The sequence below is a fragment of the Pseudomonas sp. WS 5503 genome (assembly GCF_012985385.1).
In the GTDB taxonomy this organism is placed as follows: Bacteria; Pseudomonadota; Gammaproteobacteria; order Pseudomonadales; family Pseudomonadaceae; genus Aquipseudomonas; species Aquipseudomonas paracarnis.
Genome location: NZ_JAAQWI010000002.1, coordinates 77,423 through 95,717, shown reverse-complemented (window position 1 = coordinate 95,717; position 18,295 = coordinate 77,423). Strand labels below are relative to the sequence as shown.

The window sequence follows — 18,295 nt, the reverse complement described above, 5'->3', positions numbered from 1 at the left end:
AAGATCAGCAGATGAAAGCGAGGATGGTCGACTTCCTCACCAACGCCACCTTTCACTGTAGGAGCGAGCTTGTTGTGGCGAGCAAGCTTGCTTGCGCTGGGGTGCGAAGCGCCCCTGATAAAGCCGGCTCCAGCTGCGCTGTCGAGCGGGAGCAAGCTCCCTCGCCACAACAAGCTCGCTCCTACAGAGGGCTGGTCAGCCCGGCGGCTGGGTCTGGTGCATCGAAGACCGCTGGCTGACTTCGGCGTACCAGGCGGCGAGCTTGGGGTTATCTATGCGCCATTGCAGATCCGGGTGGCGAAAGTCTATGTAGCCCAGGGCACAGGCCACGCTGATGGCGGCGATGTCGAAGTGGCTGGCCAGTTCGGCAATGGCGTCCCGCTCCAGTTCGGCGAGGGCGCGGCGGATCTTGTTGCGCTGTTCGTCCAACCATTGGTCCCAGTGTTTCTCCACCGGACGCATGGCGGTCTCGTAACGTACCAGCACGGCGGCATCCATGATGCCGTCAGCCATCGAGGCCAGGGTCAGGCGCCGCCAGCGGGCCGAGCCGGCGCGGGGGATCAGCGGGTTGCCGACATGCTGGTGGTCGAGGTAATCGAGAATCACCCGGCTGTCATGCAATACCGAACCGTCGGCCAGGCGCAGGGCCGGGATCTTGCCCACGGGGTTGCCTTGCAGCACTTCGGCATCCGGGTTGACCGGCGTGGGCAGGCACGCGTGCAGGGCCACACGATCCTGCTGGCCGGTCTCGATCAGCAGCACGCGCACTTTACGCACGAAGGGCGAAGCGGGGTTGTGGAACAAGGTCATGCTGGGGGCGGACATGGGCATTCCTCTGTAGGAGCGAGCTTGCTCGCGAATAACGCCAACGATAACGCAGCTCGCCTGGTTTAACGCGGTGCTCTCAGGTTTTTCGCGAGCAAGCTCGCTCCTACAGTAGTTTGTAGACGGCAATGGCCGCGGGTATGCCCAGCCCGATCCAACTCAACGAATCCCACCACCCATCGCCCAGCAACGCCGCAAACAACCCGGCGGCACTGAGCAGGCCAATCCCCAGCGGTATGGCAAAGACCTTCCAGAAATTCGACTGCCGTGGCTTCATACCTTGGCCGCCTTGCGCCGTACGATCCATAAGTAAATGCCGCTCACCAATACGATGATGGTCAGCACATCCAGCACCGCCCACAAAATCTTCATCGGCATGCCGCCGTAATCACCGAAATGCAGGGGTTGGGACATGCCCATGGCATCCATGTACCACGGCCGTTCGGCGATGGCGGTGACGGCCAGGGTGCTGGCGTCGATCAGCACCGGTGTCAGCAAATGGGAGGTCAGGTGGGTGCTGCCCTTCATGAACACGGCGTAGTGATGTTCGCTGGAAAAACGCGTGCCGGGGAAGGCGATAAAGTCCGGTTCCATACCCGGCGCGGCCTTGGCCGCAATGCTCAACAGCTCTGTGGCGGGCGCGCGCTGGGTCAGCGGCGGGGCGTTCTTGTAGGGTTCGATCATGGCGCTGAGGCTGTCCTCGCGCCACGCCGCGATGATCAAGTCGGCGCAGGCGCTGATCACGCCGGTTACCCCCACTACCAGCGCCCAGGTCAAAGTGACCACGCCGATCAGGTTATGCAAGTCGAGCCAGCGCAGGCGAGTGGACTTGTCCTGGCGCACCGTGGCGAACTTCAAGCGACGCATGAAGGGCAGGTACAACACCGTGCCCGAGATAATCGCCAGCACAAACAGAAGGCCCATGAACGCCAGCAACAACTTGCCCGGCAGGCCGGCAAACATATCCACATGCAGGCGCAGCAGGAACAGAGTGAAGCCCCCATTGGCAGACGGCATTTCGACGGTTTCGCCAGTGCGTGCATCGAGCATGAAGGTGTGCGACGAGTTCGGCTCAGTACCGGCTGTGGCCGCCATGATCGCGATCACGCCGTTGTTGTCGTCTTCGTCCCAGGCAAGGTACTGCATGGCCTCGCCGGGGCGATGGGCCTGGGCTTTGGCTACAAGCTGCTCAAGGTTGAGCCGGGGCGTATCGGCAGGCATCTGCGCCAGTTCGGGCTCATTGCCCAGCAGGTGGTCGATCTCGTGGTGAAACACCAACGGCAGGCCGGTGAGGGCGAGCAGCAGCAGGAATACGGTGCAGATCAGGCTGGTCCAGGTGTGGATGAAGGACCAGCGGCGGATGGTTTTGCTTTTCATTGTCTAGCCTTCAGATGCACCAAAGCCGCCCTGTTGGGCGGCCTGGTGGTTAGCTCAGCTGATTACCACTGGTAGGTGGCGCTGGCGACGACGCTGCGTTGGTCGCCGAAGTAGCAATAGGAGCCATCACAGGTGGAAATGTAGTCTTTGTTGAACAGGTTGGTCGCGTTCACTTTCACCGACGCGCCCTTGAGGCTGTTGTCCAGGCGACCGAGGTCGTAATGCACGGAGCCGTCGAACACGGTGTAGGCGTTGGCCTTGCCGGCCCAGGTATTGGCTTGGTCGCCATAGGTATTGCCGGTGTAGCGTGCGCCGAAGCCGATACCGAAACCGTCGAGTGCGCCGGTGTGCCAGGTGTAGTCGGTCCACAAGGACGCTTGCTGATTAGGCATCAGTTGCAAGCGGTTGCCTTTGTACTGACCTTTTTGCACCTCGGACTTGGCCAGGGTGTAGGCCGCGATGACCTTGAGGTTTTCGGTCACATCAGACACGGCTTCCAGCTCCAGGCCCTTGACCTTTACTTCTCCGGTCTGGTCGGTCACGGAGGCGCCACCGGACTGGAAGCTGGTGACTTGCACGTTCTTCTGGGTCAGGTCGTAGACCGCCGCACTCAGCAGGGTGTTGGAGCCGGGTGGCTGGTATTTGATCCCCAACTCCCACTGCTTGCCTTCCGTCGGCTTGAACGACTGGAGGGGGTCGACGCTGGCGTTGCTCGCAGGCTGGAACGACTCGGCGTACGAGAGGTAGGGGACAAAGCCCGAGTCGAACACATAGCTCAGCGCCGCATTGCCACTGAAATTCTTGCTGCGGTCGGTATTGGTCGCGTCGTTCTTGTTGAAGTAGGTGGTGCCCTGGTGCACCCAGTCTTCACGACCACCAAGAGTCAGGCGCCAGTTGTCCAGGGCCATCTGGTCCTGCACGTAAAGGCCGGTCTGCACGGTTTTCTGGTTGTAATCGTAGAACGCGGTGGAGCGCGCCGGGCGCACGATCGGCTGGCCATAGACCGGGTTAAAGATGTTCGTGGTGCCACCGTCGCCGAAAATCGCCAGGTACGAGGTGTCGGTGCGTTGATGATCCAGGCCCAGCAGCACGGTGTGGGAGATGTCGCCAGTGGCGAAGTCAGCCTGGAAGTTGTTGTCCACTGCGAACTGGCTGATGTCCTCGTCCACATTGGTCGAAGAGCGGCTGATGTCGCCATTGGCGTCGGCGGGGGAGAAGGCAAACGAGCCTACCGTCAGTTGCTGGAACGCCAATTCGGATTTGGTGTAGCGCAGGTTCTGCTTGAATTGCCAGGTATCGTTGAAGCGGTGCTCGAACGCGTAGCCCAAGGCGTAGTAGGTGCGGTCGTAGAAGTCGTAGTCCGGGTCGCCGAGGTTCTTGTGGTGGGAAACCTCGCCTAGCGGTGATTTGATTTTGGTGCCCTGGATCGGCAGGAACTGGCTGGTGGTGCCGGTATCGTCACGGGTGAACTGTGACAGCAAGGTCAGCTTGGTATCGGTGTCGATATTCCAGGTCAAGCTCGGTGCGATGTTGTACCGCTTGTTGTCGATGTGATCGACCTGGGTACCGGCATCGCGCACCACGCCGCCAACGCTGTAGAGAAACTGGCCCTCATCATCGATCTTGCCAGTGCTTTCGAAATTGATCTGGCGATAGTTGTCACTGCCGTATTGCATCTGGATGGCGTGGCTCGATTCAGCGCTGGGGCGGCGGCTGACCATATCCAGCAGGCCGCCCGGAGGGGTCTGGCCATAGACTGACGAGGCCGGACCGCGCAGCAGGGCGAGGCGGTCGAGGTTCCAGGTTTCGGCTTTCGGGTTGGCGTACACGCCACGGGGCAGTGGCAGGCCATCGAGGAATTGCGTCGGCTCGAAGCCGCGTACGCGCATCCAGTCGTAACGGGTGTCGCTGCCGTAGCTGGCAGACACAATACCGGGCATGTATTTGACCGCATCGTCGAGGTTCTGCACGTTACGGTCCTGCATTTGCTCGCGGGTGGCTACCGAGATCGAGCGTGGTGCCTCGACCAGCGCAGTATCGGTTTTGGTGCCGGCGGCGGTGCGCTTTGCAACATATCCCTCCACCGGCCCCCAAGCGCTTTCATAGCTGCCTTGGCCGGTGATGTTGGTGGTCGGCAAGGCAACGACGCCCTCCGGGACCGGCATCAGGGTGTAAGTGCCCGCACTGCTCTGCTCCAACTGCAACCCCGTCCCCCGCAAGGCTTCCCGCAACGCGCCCTGCGCATGGAACTGGCCTTTGACCGGTGCCGAGGTCTTGCCGGCGGCGAGTGCGGGGTTGAGGGTCAGCGCCAGGCCGGCCTGGCTGGCGATCTGGTTCAGGGTGGTGGCCAGGGGCGCAGCCGGCAGGTTATAGGCGCGCACGCTGGAGGCTTGTTCGGCGGCGATCAGCGGGGTGCTGGCCAGCGGGGCGCTGAGGGCGATCGCCATGGCTAACAGGCTGGGGCGCAACAAGGTGTCTAGCGTGCGGGACATACGGGCGGCTCCTGAATGGAAATATTTCTCAATTGCCTAGGTGCCGAGCGAGAATCGAAAAGTGATAGGGCCGGGTGAAAATATTTTTTGCGGTGTGCTGTGATCGTTCCCAAGCTCCGCGTGGGAACGCCTCGTGTGACGCTCTGCGTCACGGCCTGGGACGCAGAGCGTCCGGGCTGCATTACCACGCGGAGCGTGGGAACGATCAAGCCTAAGGCTTACCCTTGACGGTCACCCACCACGGCGTGTGCTGCTCGATCTGCACCGGCAAGGTCGGCAACAGCGCATTCAATGCCAACGTGGTGTCGCGCAGCGGGAAACTGCCGGTGATGCGCAGGTCGGCCACGTTCTTATCCACCCCCAGGTAGCCGGTGCGATAGCGCGCCAATTCCTCGATCACATCCCCCAGCCGAGCGTTGTCCACTACCAGCATGCCGCGGGTCCAGGCATCGGTGGCGGGGGTGACGGCCAACAGTGGCCCGAGCCCGTCGCCGCGCATCAGCACTTGCTGGCCCGCCTTGAACACTTGTTCCTGGTGCAGCGCCTCGGGCTGGGCGGCCACGGCAGACTGCAACACACTCAGGCGCGTAGCGTCGTCTTCGCGCTTGACGATAAACCGGGTACCCAGCGCCCGCAGGCTGCCGTCGCGGGTTTGCACGTAGAAAGGGCGCGAATCGTCGTGGCCGGTTTCGACGAGAATTTCGCCTGCCTGCAACACGATCAAGCGGCGTGTTTCGTCGAAGCGCACATCAATGGCGCTGTGGGTGTTGAGGTTTATTCGCGTGCCGTCCGCCAGCTTCAGCGTGCGCTGTTCACCGGTGGCGGTGCGCTGGTCGGCCAGCCAATAGTGAATAGGCACGTAACGCTCACCGGCAAACAGCGCCAGGCCGCACACCAGCACGATACTGGCCAGGCCCCGGCCCAGCTTGCGCACGCGCTGGCGAATGCCGTGGCGCGACTGCAGCAGCGCCGCCCGAGCCGGGCCCGAGGCCACACTGAAACGCTGGTCGAGCATGCCCAACTGGCGCCAGGCGCGAGCGTGTTCCTCATCGCTGGCCAGCCACTTGTTGAACTCTTCCTGTTCCACCGCGCTGCCGTCGCCCGAGTCGAGGGACAGTTGCCAGGCAATCGCGGCATCCAGCACGCGCGACGACACCGGTTTGGAGCCGATCGCGGTCACGACGGCTCGCCATACAGTGCGATGTAGCACTGGCGAATGCCCTGGGCCAGGTATTGGCGCACGCGCGGCACCGAAACCCCCAGGCGCTGGGCGATCTCGGCATGGCCCAGGCCGTCGAGGCGGTTATAGAGGAACGCGGCGCGGGCCTTGCTCGACAACTTGCCGAGCAGGCGGTCGATGGCCTTGAGGTCTTCGAGGATCAGTTGCTGGGCTTCCGGCGAAGGCTGTTCGTTTTCCGGGATCAGCATCAATTCGGTGAGGTAGGCCTGTTCCAGGGCCGCACGACGGAAATAGTCGAACAGCAAACCCTTGGCGATGGCCACCAGGAACGCCCGTGGTTCGCGGGGCTCGCGCAACTCATCACGGCCCAGCAGGCGCATGAAGGTGTCCTGGCTCAGGTCTTCGGCACGGCTTGGGCACGCCACATTACGTCGCAGCCACGCCAACAGCCAGCCACGGTGGTCGCGATACAACGCACCAACAAGCTCACTGCGTGGGGTATGGACCGACGACAAGGCATCACCGAATAAAGTTTAAACTAACGAGAATTATTCGCGATTGTGTCAGAGGCGTAGGGTGGGCGCAATTGGCGTCTGTCGGGTGATCGTTCCCGCGATATGCGTAGGAATGCATCCCGCGATGCTCCGCGTCGGGCGCGAAGCGTTAAAGGGAAGGGGACTGCTTGCGTCGTTTCCATTGGGCCAAACGCTCATACAGCGCCTGGGGCGTATCGATCTGTTGCTGCCGCGCCCGGCTGAACAGGATCAACATCAGCTCCGCCGTCGCCAGTGCATCGGCGCTGGCATGGTGGCGTTCGCCGGCCTGTAGCCTGAAGTGGTTGAGCCAGTCGTCCAGCCCGGCTTCGCGGATATGCGCCTCTGGGCATAACAGCGGGGCCAGGTCTGCTACATCCATGAACGGATGGGCCAGGCGATAACCCAGGCTGTCCTTGAGCGCCCGGCACAGCATGTGTTGATCAAACGGCGCATGGAAGGCCAGCAGCGGACTATCGCCCACGAACGCCATGAAATCCAGCAACGCCTCGGTCGGGTCGCTGCCAGCGGCGATTGCACTGGGCCCCAGCCCGTGGATCAGCACACTGGGGCTGAGCTTGGTGTCGGTGCGCTGCAGGGTGCGTTCGAACAGTTGAGAGAAATCCACCGCACCGTCTTCGATGACCACGGCGCCGATGGACAGCACCTGGTCGCGGTGAAGGTTCAGGCCGCTGGTTTCCAGGTCCACCACTACCCAGCGCTGGCTGCGCAATGGGCCGTTGCCCAGTTCGGCGGGCTTGGGTAACTGTTCCAGGCGCTGCTGTTGCGCAGCGTTGAGCCCAGGTTTTTTGGCGCGCAGCCAGCCAAACAAACTCATAGCTGATACCGCAAGCTCAGGCTGCTTTGCAGGCGTTGGGCCTGGCGCAGGGACTCACGCAGGATGCGCCGATCCAGGTGGTTGAGGCTGTCGGGGTCGACGCGGTTGGAATAGGGCAGGTTCTCGCGGGTCTGCAATTGGTGCTGCTGCATGCGGGTCTGCTGGATAAAGTGGTAGGCCTCTTCATAGGCGGCGCCATCCAGGGGTTCGATCACGGCCTTGTCCACCAACTGGCGCAGGCGTTCCAGGGTGTTGTTGGCGTGGATGCCATTGGCCAGGGCTAGCAGGCGCGCGCCATCTACAAAAGGTGTAAGGCCCTGCACCTTGAGGTCGAGGGTGGCCTTTTCGCCATGTTTGCGGGTCAGCACGAACTCGCGGAAACGCCCCACCGGCGGGCGTCGCAGTAGTGCATTTTCGGCTAGCATCCGTTGGAACAAGCGGTTATCCGCCACCTGATCGAGAATGCCCTGGCGCAGCTGCTCGCAACCGCGCTCTTCGCCCCACACCACGCGCAAGTCAAAATAGATGCTTGAGCCCAGCAGGTTTTCCGGCGTCGCCTCACGAATGAACGCGCCGAAGCGCCGCGCCCACTCCACGCGGGACAAGCACAGCTCGGGGTTGCCGGCCATGATATTGCCCTTGCACAGGCTGAAGCCGCACAGCGCCAGGCTTTGGTTGATGTGCTGCGCCAGCGGTAGCAAGAGCTCACGCTTTTCGGCGGCTTCGACGGCGTCCTTGGCCTCGAACAGGATGCCGTTGTCCTGGTCGGTGTACAGCGTTTGTTCGCGGCGGCCTTCGCTGCCAAAACACAGCCAACTGAAGGGCACGCCGGGGTCGCCTTTTTCCGCGAGGGTCAGCTCGATCACCCGGCACACGGTGTGGTCGTTGAGCAGCGTAATGATATGGGTGATCTGGGTGGATGAGGCGCCATGGGCGAGCATGCGCTCTACCAACTGGCCGATTTCACCGCGAATCGCCACCAGGTTTTCCACCCGGGGCGCGTTGCGGATGGTGCGGGCCAGGTGCACCAGGTCCACACGCTGCAAGGAAAACAAGTCACGCTCGGAGACCACGCCACACAGGCGCTGGTCTTGCACCAGGCACACATGGGCGATATGCCGTTCGGTCATGGCGATGGCTGCGTCGAAAGCGCTGTGCTCCGGGCTCAAGTAAAACGGCGCCTGGGTCATGTGCCCGGCAATGCTCTGGCTGAAGTCGCTGGCGCCATCGGCGACCACCTGGCGCAGATCGCGCAGAGTGAAGATGCCCAGGGGCGCCTTGTGTTCGTTGACGATCACAATGCTGCCGACCTGTTGTTCGTGCATCAAGGTCACCGCTTCGCGCAACGGTGTGTGCGGGCTGCAGGTGACCGGGTGGCGCATGGCCAATTCACCCAGGCGGGTATTCAAGGAGTATTGGGTGCCGAGGGTTTCCACGGCTTTTTGCTGTACCTGCTGGTTGACCTGGTCGAGCAGGCTGCTGACCCCGCGCAAAGCGAAATCACGAAACGGGCTGGACAGCGCGAACAGCTTGATAAAGGCCGGTTTGTTCAATTGCAGGCAGAAGGTGTCTTCAGCGGCTTTGTGTTCTGTACGGGTCGCGCGTTCACCCAGCAAGGCGGCGAGGGGGAAGCATTCGCCGGTGGCGATTTCAAAGGTGGTGTCCGCCGAGTCTGGACGCTCACCCACGACCCGGCCCTGCTTGACGATATAAAAGTGCTCGACCGGGCCGCCCGACGGTTTGAGGATGCTGTCGCCGGGGCCGTAGAAACGCAGTTGGCACTGTTCCACCAGGAAAGCCAGGTGCGCCTGTTCCATCTGGTTGAACGGCGGGAAGCGTTGCAGGAATTGCAGGGTGCCGTGGATGTTCTGCAACACAGCGGTTTTACCCGCCTGTGCGAATGCATCAGCTTTACTCATAACAGTGACCGCAGTGTTTTTGTCGTTATCGTGCTGCATGGTCGACTCCTGCGCGGTGGGTGCCCATTGGACGTAAGTCTAGGTACCTGGAATGTCCAAGCGATACTTTCATGGCAAGACTGCGAGGTCGCACACCTTCCAACTATAACGCTCGGTGTCTGAGAACACATTATTGGGGCGAGCACAACTGTTAACTACGGCAGTTGCGCTGCAAAAAAAGTGTGGCTATTTTAAAGTTGATGTTCCGATTTTCGTTGCTTTCAATTTTATCCGAGAGGTGTTTGTTATGAGTAAGGACAATGCTGCATTGAATCTCGATAAGGATTTTAATCCCCTGTCGGCTGGATCACATTCACCTACCGAAACGTATTTTAAGGCAATTATTAAACCTGCACTCCCCAGTGGGACTGACATGATTGTTGCCGAAAAGCTCATTTATGCATCCCTTATCGAAGACTCGATCAGTCTGCTTGGTAGTACGGGAACGGGTGCCGATTTTAAGCAGCTTGCGGTCATATTGCCCATCGGAATTAAGGATGGTCGGCATGATCTAGTTATGAACTCAAGCAAACCCTACGCGGTGATTTTTCAAGGTGGACAAGCATCCGGCTCTACAAGTGGGCATGTTGAGTTTAAGCGTGAGACTAATAAAGATATTAGCGGGAATGCTGAATTTAAGATCCAGTATAACGGTAGGGTATATGACGTCAGTGCCAAATTTTCGCTTACCCCGACTGGCGACGTGCCTTGATTGATGTGTTTCGTCAGTGAATGTCTATCAAGCGCAGTACCTGCTGAAGTGTGTTTTGCTTGATGGGCACTTTTGATATTGAGAGATGAATGCAGTTTCTGTCTATGCCCTTCGTACTCCCCTCCTGCGTCGTCACGCCAGCCGAAAATTTTCATCACCCATGATGGTTTCCCTTCAGTCAGCTTTCTTGCTGGCTTTTAAATCCGGTTCACGCCTGCTGGAATGTGCAGCCTTCCAGTCAGATGGGCGGTGCAGATCACTAGGGAAAAACCTTACGTGACTATCGTCCGAAACCCGTAGAAAGCCCACTAGGCAAACTTTCCGACGAAGTGCACATTGTTCGCCCTTCCGCAGATGTCTGACGAGTGTGCTGGGAGATTGATGAGAACTGCTGAGAAACGTATGTCCGACCACGATATTTTGAGTGATGCCGAGCGCGAGGCGCTGAGCGCCGTGATGCTGGAGCCCGATTTACCCCCCCAACGCGTTTTGATCGTGGACGACGACAAGGACGCGCGTGAATTGCTGGCGGAAATCCTTGGGCTCGATGGTATTCGCTGCATGACTGCCGAAAGTGGCGAGGCTGCGTGGGATTTGTTGAAGACGAGCAGTTCCATCGGTTTGCTGATCACCGACCTGCGCATGGCGCCCAGCAATGGCCTGGAATTGATCCGCCAGGTGCGTGAGTCCACCCGTGCGGCGTTGCCGATCATCATCATGTCTGGAGACGCGGAAGCGCCGGATGTGATTGATGCGATGCATTTGAGCGTGGTGGATTTCTTGCTCAAGCCGATTGATAGCGTGAAGTTGGCGAAGTTGGTAAAGCGGGAGTTGGGGATGGTGCCCTGAGTGTGAGGTGACTGGCCTGGCCTCTTCGCGGGCAAGCCCGGCTCCCACATTTGAAATGCATTCCCCTGTGGGAGCTGGCTTGCCTGCGATTCAGGCAACGCGGTCAAACTGACACTGATAAAAAAGCCCCGATCTTTCGATCAGGGCTTTTTCCATTACAGGCCGTTCTTGGCCTTGAACTCCCGACGCCTGCGATGCAACACCGGCTCGGTATAGCCATTAGGCTGCTTGGTCCCTTCAATCACCAACTCCACCGCTGCCTGGAATGCGATGTTGCTGTCGAAGTCCGGAGCCAGTGGGCGGTACAACGCATCCCCGGCATTCTGGCGGTCTACCACGGGCGCCATGCGCTTGAGGCTTTCCATCACCTGGTCTTCGTTGACAATGCCGTGGCGCAGCCAGTTGGCGATGTGCTGGCTGGAAATACGCAGAGTGGCGCGGTCTTCCATCAGGCCGACATCGTTGATGTCCGGCACCTTGGAGCAGCCCACACCCTGGTCGATCCAACGCACCACATAGCCGAGGATGCCCTGGGCGTTATTGTCCAGTTCGTTGCGGATTTCTTCCTCGGACCAATCGGTGTTGCTGGCCAGAGGAATGGTGAGGATATCGTCCACCGAAGCGCGCTCGCGCTTGGCCAGCTCGGCCTGGCGGGCGAACACATCAACCTTGTGGTAGTGCAACGCATGCAGGGCCGCGGCGGTCGGCGACGGTACCCAGGCGGTGTTGGCACCGGCCAACGGGTGGGCGATTTTCTGCTCAAGCATCGCCGCCATCAGGTCGGGCATGGCCCACATGCCTTTACCGATCTGTGCACGACCTTGCAGGCCGGTGCTCAGGCCGATATCGACGTTCCAGTTCTCATAGGCGCCGATCCATTTTTCTGCCTTCATGGCCGCCTTGCGCACCATCGCGCCGGCTTCCATGGAGGTGTGGATTTCATCGCCAGTGCGGTCGAGGAAACCGGTGTTGATAAACACCACACGCTCGCTGGCCGCCTTGATGCAGGCCTTGAGGTTGACCGTGGTGCGGCGCTCCTCGTCCATGATCCCGACCTTGAGGGTGTTGCGCGCCAGGTTCAGCACCTCTTCGATGCGACCGAACAGTTCGTTGGTGAACGCGGCTTCTTCCGGGCCGTGCATCTTCGGTTTCACGATGTATACGGAACCGGTACGGCTGTTCTTGCGGGTGTTGTTGCCGTTGAGGCTGTGGATCGCCGCCAGGCTGGTGATCAGGCCGTCGAGGATGCCTTCGGGTACTTCGTTGCCGTCTTTATCGAGGATCGCGTCGATGGTCATCAAGTGGCCAACGTTGCGCACGAACAACAGCGAACGGCCGTGCAGGGTGACGTCGCTGCCATCCACGCCGGTGTAGACGCGGTCAGGGTTCATGGTGCGGGTGAAGGTCTGGCCGCCCTTGGCCACTTCTTCGGCCAGGTCGCCCTTCATCAGGCCGAGCCAGTTGCGGTAGATCACCACTTTGTCATCGGCATCCACGGCGGCGACAGAGTCTTCGCAGTCCATGATGGTGGTCAGCGCAGCTTCCATCAGCACGTCTTTGACGCCGGCAGCGTCGGTCTGGCCGACTGGGGTGCTGGCGTCGATCTGGATTTCGAAGTGCAGGCCATTGTGCTTGAGCAGGATCGCAATCGGCTCGGCCGCAGGGCCCTGGAAACCGATCAACTGGGCATCGTCACGCAGGCCGCTGTTGCTGCCGCCTTTGAGGCTGACGATCAGCTTGCCATCGACGATTTTGTAGGCGGTGGAATCGACATGGCTGCCGGCGCTGAGCGGTGCGGCTTCGTCGAGGAAGGCGCGGGCGAAGGCAATGACCTTGTCACCACGCACTTTGTTATAGCCCTTGCCCTTCTCGGCGCCGTTGGCTTCGCTGATGGCGTCGGTGCCATAGAGCGCGTCGTACAGCGAGCCCCAGCGCGCATTCGAGGCATTGAGGGCGAAGCGGGCGTTCATCACTGGCACGACCAGCTGTGGGCCGGCCATGCGTGCGATCTCGTCATCGACGTTTTGGGTCGAGGCCTGGAAGTCTGCGGCTTCTGGCAACAGGTAGCCGATGTCTTGCAGGAAGGCTTTGTAGGCCACCGGGTCGTGGGCCTGGCCGGCGTGGGTCTGGTGCCAGGTATCGATCCGCGCCTGGAAGTCGTCGCGTTTGGCGAGTAGGGCTTTGTTCTTCGGGGCCAGGTCATGGATGACCTTGTCGGCACCGGCCCAGAACTGGTCGGCAGTGATGCCGGTACCGGGAATGGCTTCGTTGTTCACGAAGTCGAACAGGACTTTGGCGACCTGCAGGCCACCGACTTGAACGTGTTCAGTCATTGCTTGCCTCACTCTGCGGAGCTTATGCGCTTTTTCAGATTTTCATTATGTAGTGCACGGTTGGGCATACTACATGATGACTTGCGGTTGTGAAAATTAGACTAAATACGTCGTTTAGCGACCCACTTTGGTCGTACGGTCACAGCGGAGAACCGGATGTTCTCAAAAAACTATTGGATTGTTCCAGATAAATATCAAAATGGTACACGATTTGTCGGTGGAAGCTGGTTTGCCTGGGATGGACGTTAACGATCACGCGTACCTTCTGGATATACGCGGCATGTCTATAATCGAGGATCAACCAACCGAGGGACTGCGCCATGGACCATCTTGTACTCACTATTATCGCCGCCGACAAACCCGGCCTGGTTGAACGCATCGCGCAGAACATTGCCAGTCATGGTGGTAACTGGCTGGAAAGCCGCATGGCGCACATGGCCGGGCAGTTTGCCGGGATCCTGCGGGTGAGCGTGCCGAGCGAGCAGCGACAGGCATTGGTGGGGGCATTGGAGGATTTATCCACCCATGGCATTCGCGTGTTGGTGGGTGAGGGCAGCAGCGGGCAGGCATCGGCGTCCAAGCCGATCCTGATGACCCTGGTGGGCAATGACCGCTCGGGCATCGTGCGTGAGATCACCGCGCTGCTGAGCCAGCAGGGCGTCAACCTGGAACGCCTGAGCACCGATGTGCGCCCGGCGCCCATGAGCGGTGATCCGCTGTTCAATGCCGAGGCGTTGTTGCAAGTGCCGGCCACGCTGTCGCTGGAAACCCTGCAAGAGGCTTTGGAAACCTTGGCCGATGACTTGATGGTGGAGTTGCGTCAGGAGGAATAACGATCCACAAGGTTATGCAGGGAAATCTTGCATGGGCCTGTGGATAACCTGTAGAAACCCGACGCCAGGCCACGCACGCCGGCCTTCTGCGCAAGTTGAGCAAAAAACGAGCAGTTTCAAGGGCTTGTGCACAAATGGCGGGGATCAGGTTGTGGATAACCTTTGGGTGGAACGCTGCAAGCCACGAAAGCCGTGGCTTGCAGAGGTTTGTACGTTATTTGATCAGCGTTTGCGCACGGTCAGCCAGGCATCCAGGCTGTACACCACCAACCCGGCCCAGATGAACGCGAAGGCGATCAGGGTGCTCGGCGCCAGGTGTTCACCGAACAACAGCACGGCTTCGAGCAACACTAGCGTCGGCGCCACATACTGCAAAAAGCCCAGGGCGGTGTAGGGCAAGTGTCGTGCAGCGGCGTTGAAGCACACCAGGGGAATCAGCGTCACAGGGCCTGCGGCCACCAGCCACCAGGCTTCGGAGGTGCTCCAGAACGCCAGTTGCGCGCTGTGGGCGGTCGGGTTGAACAGCAACCAGGCGACGGCAATGGGTACCAGCATCCAGGTTTCCACCACCAGGCCTGGCAGCGCTTTGACCGGCGCCTGCTTGCGGATCAAACCGTAGAAGCCGAACGTCAGCGCCAGCGCCAGCGACACCCACGGCAGGCTACCGACTTGCCACACCTGCTGCGCCACACCTACCGCTGCCAACCCCACCGCCACCCATTGCAAACGGCGCAGTCGCTCGCCGAGGATCAGCATGCCCAGCAGCACATTCACCAGCGGATTGATGTAGTAACCCAGGCTCGCTTCGAGCATGCGCCCGGTGTTTACCGACCACACATAGGTCAGCCAGTTAGCGGCGATCAACGAACCGCTGAGGGCCAGGATCGCCAGGCGCTTGGGGTTGTCGCGCAGTTCGCGAAACCAGCCGGGATGTTTCCACACCATCAGCAACAGCCCACCGAACAGTGCCGACCACAATACGCGGTGCACAATGATCTCGGCGGCGGGCACGCTGGCGATGGCTTTGAAGTAGAGCGGGAACAGACCCCAGATGACATAGGCGCTCAGGCCCAGGATGTACCCCTTGCGGGGGTTGGCGGCTTGCATTGCAGAATCCTTGCTCAGGCAGCTAACAAAGCGCAATTGTAAGGATATTTGTCAGACAACGCTCGTTCCCACGCTCTGCGTGGTAACGCCGCCTTGGACGCTCTGCGTTTGTTCTTAAATCGTGACGCGGAGCGTCACAGGATGCGCGCCCACGCAGAGCGTGGGCGCGATGATGGAACGCGTTCAGAAGAGTTTCAGCGGTTCTTCATTGAGCGCCGAGAGTTGCTCACGCAACGCCAGCACCTGGTCGCCCCAATACCGCTCGCTGCCAAACCACGGAAAGCTATGGGGAAACGCCGGGTCGTCCCAGCGTCGTGCGAGCCAGGCACTGTAGTGCATCAGGCGCAGGGCGCGCAGCGGCTCGATCAGCGCCAGTTCGCGCGGGTCGAAGTCGTGGAATTCCTGATAGCCGTCCATCAGTTCCGAGAGCTGGCCGAGGCATTCCTGGCGGTCGCCAGCCAGCATCATCCACAGGTCTTGCACCGCCGGGCCCATGCGGCAGTCATCCAGGTCGACGATATGGAACATCTCGTCGCGGCACATCATGTTGCCGGGGTGGCAGTCACCGTGCATGCGGATGTTCTTGTGCGGCGTGGCCTTGTAAACCTCTTCCACACGTTTGAGCAGGTCGCGGGCCACGGACTCGTAGGCCGGCAACAGGCTTTTGGGAATGAAGTTGCCTTCAAGCAAGGTGGTGAGGGAGTCGTGACCGAAATTCTTCACCCCCAGGGCTTCGCGGTGTTCGAACGGGCGGGTGGAGCCCACCGCGTGCAAACGCCCCAGCAGTTGCCCGAGCCGGTAAAGCTGATCGAGGTTGCCCGGCTCCGGCGCGCGGCCGCCACGGCGGGGAAACAGGGTGAAGCGGAAACCTGCGTGTTCGAACAGGCTCTCGCCGTTGTGGATCAACGGGGCGACCACCGGTACATCGCACTCGGCCAGTTCGAAGGTGAAGCGGTGTTCTTCCAGGATCGCCTCGTTTGTCCAGCGCTGGGGGCGATAGAACTTGGCGATCAGCGGTTCGGCGTCTTCGATGCCCACTTGGTACACGCGGTTTTCGTAGCTGTTGAGCGCCAGAACCCGCGCGTCGCTGAGGAAACCGATGCTTTCGACGGCGTCGAGCACCAGGTCTGGGGTGAGTGTTTCAAACGGGTGGGCCATGCGAACTCCTGCGCGCAGCAGGGCGCCGCGTCCGGCCGGGTATGGTAACAGCATAGATAGGCGGTGGCTGTGCGGACGCCTTCGCAGGCAAGCCAGCTCCCACACTGGCATGTATTTACACATCGAGATGTGGGAGCTGGCTTGCCTGCGATAGCGGTCTATCAGGCGCCTACGATCCCGCCATCATCCCGCCGAATCGCCATCACCGACGACCGCGGTTTGCCATTGGGCAGGTGTTCCGGCCAGGTCGAGCCACCGGTTTCCCCTGGGTGCTGAATGCCCACGAACAATGTTTTCTGGTCCGGCGAAAAGCTGATCCCCGTCACTTCACACGCCACCGGCCCCACCATGAAACGACGGATTTCTCCAGTGCTCGGGTCGGCGCACAGCATCTGGTTATTGCCCATGCCCGCAAAGTCGCCGGCGTTGCTGTAGTCGCCATCGGTCAGGATCCACAGGCGCCCGGCTTTGTCGAAGCCCAGGCCGTCGGGGCTGTTGAACATGTTTTGCGGGTTGATGTTGGACGAGCCGCCCTTGGGGTTGCCGGCATGCACGCCGGGGTTGCCGGCCACCACGAACAGGTCCCAGGTGAAGTCCGTGGCACCGTGGTTATCGGCGCCGGCTTTCCAGCGCAGGATCTGGCCGTAGACGTTTTTCTCCCGTGGGTTGGGGCCGCCCACCGGCTGGCCCTCTTCGCCGCGCTTGGCGTTGTTGGTCAGGGTGCAATAGACCTGGCCGTCGGTGGGGCTGACCACGATCCATTCCGGGCGGTCCATGCGTGTGGCTTTCACCACGCTGGCGGCCAGGCGCGCATGAATCAGCACCTCGGCCTGGTTGGCGAAACCGCTGCTGGCGTCGATGCCGTTTTTGCCATGGGTGAGTTCAACCCACTGGCCTTTGCCCTTGGGGTGGTCGGCGTTGCCGTCGCCCGCGTCGAAGATCGCCACGTACAAGGTGCCGTGGTCGAGCAGATCTTTGTTGGCCTTCGGGTTGTTGTGGTTGATCTGATCGCGGCTGATGAACTTGTAGATGAATTCACCGCGTTCATCGTCGCCCATGTACACCACGGCGCGACCGTCACGGGTTTCGGCGAGGGCCGCGTTTTCGTGTTTGAAGCGCCCCAGGGCCGTGCGTTTGACTGGGGTGGATTGCGGATCGAACGGGTCGATTTCCACCACCCAACCATGGCGATTGAGTTCGTTGGGGTTCTTGGCCATGTCAAAGCGCGGGTCGTGCTGATGCCAGTTGATGTCTTTGCTGGCGGCCACCACGCCGTAGCGCTTCTGCCCTGCGTCGAAGGTTTGCTGCGGGTTGCTGCTGCCGAAGCAGTCGGTGAAGTTTTCTTCGCAGGTCAGGTAGGTGCCCCACGGCGTCTTGCCGTTGGCGCAGTTCTGGAACGTGCCGAGGACTTTTTTGCCGCTCTTGTCGGCGCCGGTTTTCAGCCAGTCATGGCCGGCGGCAGGGCCACTCAAACGAATCGGTGAATTGCCGTGGATGCGCCGGTTGTAGCGCGAATCCTGGACGAACTGCCAGGTGTCACCCTTGCGGCGCACTTCGATCACCGACACGCCTTCGCTGGCCAGGGCTTTGCGCACGTCTTCGGTAGATTGTGGCGCGCCGCCGTGGGCGTAGAGGTAGCGATAGTTGGTGTATTCGTTGTTGATCGCCATCAGCGCGCGGTTGTCGTCGCCGGGGAATGGAAACAGGCTCATGCCGTCGTTGTTGTCGCCGAACTGTTGTTCCTGAGCCTTGGCGGTGCCATGGCCGGACGGGTCGAAAGCCGGGGCGTTGTTGTGCAGGGGCTGGCCCCAACTGATCAACACCGAAGCACTGTAGCCCGGTGGCAGGGTGATGGTGTCGCTGGTGGCGGCGGCGATGCTGGTGAACCCCAGCAACGGGCTGGCGGTAGCGGCATTCACGGCCAGGGCGCTGCGGCTCAGCAGGTTGCCGCCGAGAAACATCGCGGCGCCGCACAGGGCGCCTGCGCCGATAAAGCGACGGCGGGTCAGGCCCACCATCTGTTCAAGGTCGGTGGCTTGGTTTTCTTCTAATAGGCTCATCACAGGCTCCTTAAGGTTTTTGCAGACACCTTAAGCAGCG

The 18,295-nt window shown here is 60.7% G+C and carries 15 protein-coding genes; 3 read left to right on the top strand and 12 right to left on the bottom strand.

Annotated features, from left to right (window positions below):
* Positions 1-195: 195 nt before the first annotated feature.
* The 8 genes from HBO10_RS06175 to HBO10_RS06140 form a co-directional block, all read right to left on the bottom strand.
* On the bottom strand, positions 196-825 hold the full coding sequence (locus HBO10_RS06175; RefSeq protein ID WP_034128864.1) for a glutathione S-transferase: 630 nt from the start codon (positions 823-825) through the stop codon (positions 196-198).
* Between the two features lie 106 nt (positions 826-931).
* Entirely contained in the window at positions 932-1,102 is a 171-nt protein-coding gene (locus tag HBO10_RS06170; protein ID WP_087149549.1) for a hypothetical protein, read from the bottom strand.
* The gene (locus HBO10_RS06165; RefSeq protein ID WP_034128863.1) at positions 1,099-2,202 is read right to left on the bottom strand and encodes a PepSY-associated TM helix domain-containing protein; all 1,104 of its coding nucleotides are present in this window, start codon (positions 2,200-2,202) and stop codon (positions 1,099-1,101) included. The genes HBO10_RS06170 and HBO10_RS06165 overlap by 4 nt, the downstream gene beginning before the upstream one ends.
* Positions 2,203-2,264: 62 nt before the next feature.
* On the bottom strand, positions 2,265-4,694 hold the full coding sequence (locus HBO10_RS06160; protein ID WP_034128862.1) for a TonB-dependent siderophore receptor: 2,430 nt from the start codon (positions 4,692-4,694) through the stop codon (positions 2,265-2,267).
* Between the two features lie 211 nt (positions 4,695-4,905).
* A complete protein-coding gene (locus tag HBO10_RS06155; protein ID WP_034128861.1) occupies positions 4,906-5,874 on the bottom strand; it encodes a FecR family protein in 969 nt (322 codons plus the stop codon).
* Positions 5,871-6,389 (bottom strand): RNA polymerase sigma factor, encoded by a 519-nt coding sequence (locus tag HBO10_RS06150; RefSeq protein WP_034128860.1) that lies wholly within the window; start codon positions 6,387-6,389, stop codon positions 5,871-5,873. The genes HBO10_RS06155 and HBO10_RS06150 overlap by 4 nt, the downstream gene beginning before the upstream one ends.
* A 148-nt stretch (positions 6,390-6,537) precedes the next feature.
* Positions 6,538-7,245, bottom strand: a complete 708-nt coding sequence (locus HBO10_RS06145) for a 3'-5' exonuclease (RefSeq protein ID WP_034128859.1) — start codon at positions 7,243-7,245, stop codon at positions 6,538-6,540.
* A complete protein-coding gene (locus HBO10_RS06140) occupies positions 7,242-9,164 on the bottom strand; it encodes a putative nucleotidyltransferase substrate binding domain-containing protein (RefSeq protein WP_034129066.1) in 1,923 nt (640 codons plus the stop codon). Before HBO10_RS06140 ends, HBO10_RS06145 begins: the two co-directional genes overlap by 4 nt.
* Before the next feature lie 286 nt (positions 9,165-9,450).
* Between HBO10_RS06140 and HBO10_RS06135 the strand changes: the two genes are divergently transcribed.
* Together HBO10_RS06135 and HBO10_RS06130 are read left to right on the top strand one after the other, a co-directional pair.
* On the top strand, positions 9,451-9,915 hold the full coding sequence (locus HBO10_RS06135) for a hypothetical protein (protein WP_034128858.1): 465 nt from the start codon (positions 9,451-9,453) through the stop codon (positions 9,913-9,915).
* Between the two features lie 402 nt (positions 9,916-10,317).
* On the top strand, positions 10,318-10,764 hold the full coding sequence (locus HBO10_RS06130) for a response regulator (RefSeq protein ID WP_019817416.1): 447 nt from the start codon (positions 10,318-10,320) through the stop codon (positions 10,762-10,764).
* Between the two features lie 155 nt (positions 10,765-10,919).
* On the opposite strand, the gene HBO10_RS06125 is transcribed toward HBO10_RS06130, so the two are convergent.
* Positions 10,920-13,097: a malate synthase G gene (locus tag HBO10_RS06125; protein ID WP_034128857.1), complete on the bottom strand. Its 2,178-nt coding sequence runs from the start codon at positions 13,095-13,097 to the stop codon at positions 10,920-10,922.
* A 320-nt stretch (positions 13,098-13,417) separates the two neighbouring features.
* Here HBO10_RS06125 and HBO10_RS06120 point away from each other — a divergent pair, with 320 nt between their 5' ends.
* Complete coding sequence (locus HBO10_RS06120; protein WP_003194815.1) at positions 13,418-13,930, top strand: ACT domain-containing protein; 513 nt, start codon at positions 13,418-13,420, stop codon at positions 13,928-13,930.
* Positions 13,931-14,152: 222 nt separating this feature from the next.
* On the opposite strand, the gene rarD is transcribed toward HBO10_RS06120, so the two are convergent.
* From rarD to HBO10_RS06105, 3 genes are all read right to left on the bottom strand, one after another.
* Entirely contained in the window at positions 14,153-15,037 is an 885-nt protein-coding gene (rarD, locus tag HBO10_RS06115; protein WP_034128856.1) for an EamA family transporter RarD, read from the bottom strand.
* Positions 15,038-15,220: 183 nt separating this feature from the next.
* The gene (locus HBO10_RS06110; protein WP_034128855.1) at positions 15,221-16,195 is read right to left on the bottom strand and encodes a serine/threonine protein kinase; all 975 of its coding nucleotides are present in this window, start codon (positions 16,193-16,195) and stop codon (positions 15,221-15,223) included.
* A 161-nt stretch (positions 16,196-16,356) separates the two neighbouring features.
* The gene (locus HBO10_RS06105; RefSeq protein ID WP_034128854.1) at positions 16,357-18,255 is read right to left on the bottom strand and encodes a PhoX family phosphatase; all 1,899 of its coding nucleotides are present in this window, start codon (positions 18,253-18,255) and stop codon (positions 16,357-16,359) included.
* Between the last annotated feature and the right edge of the window lie 40 nt (positions 18,256-18,295).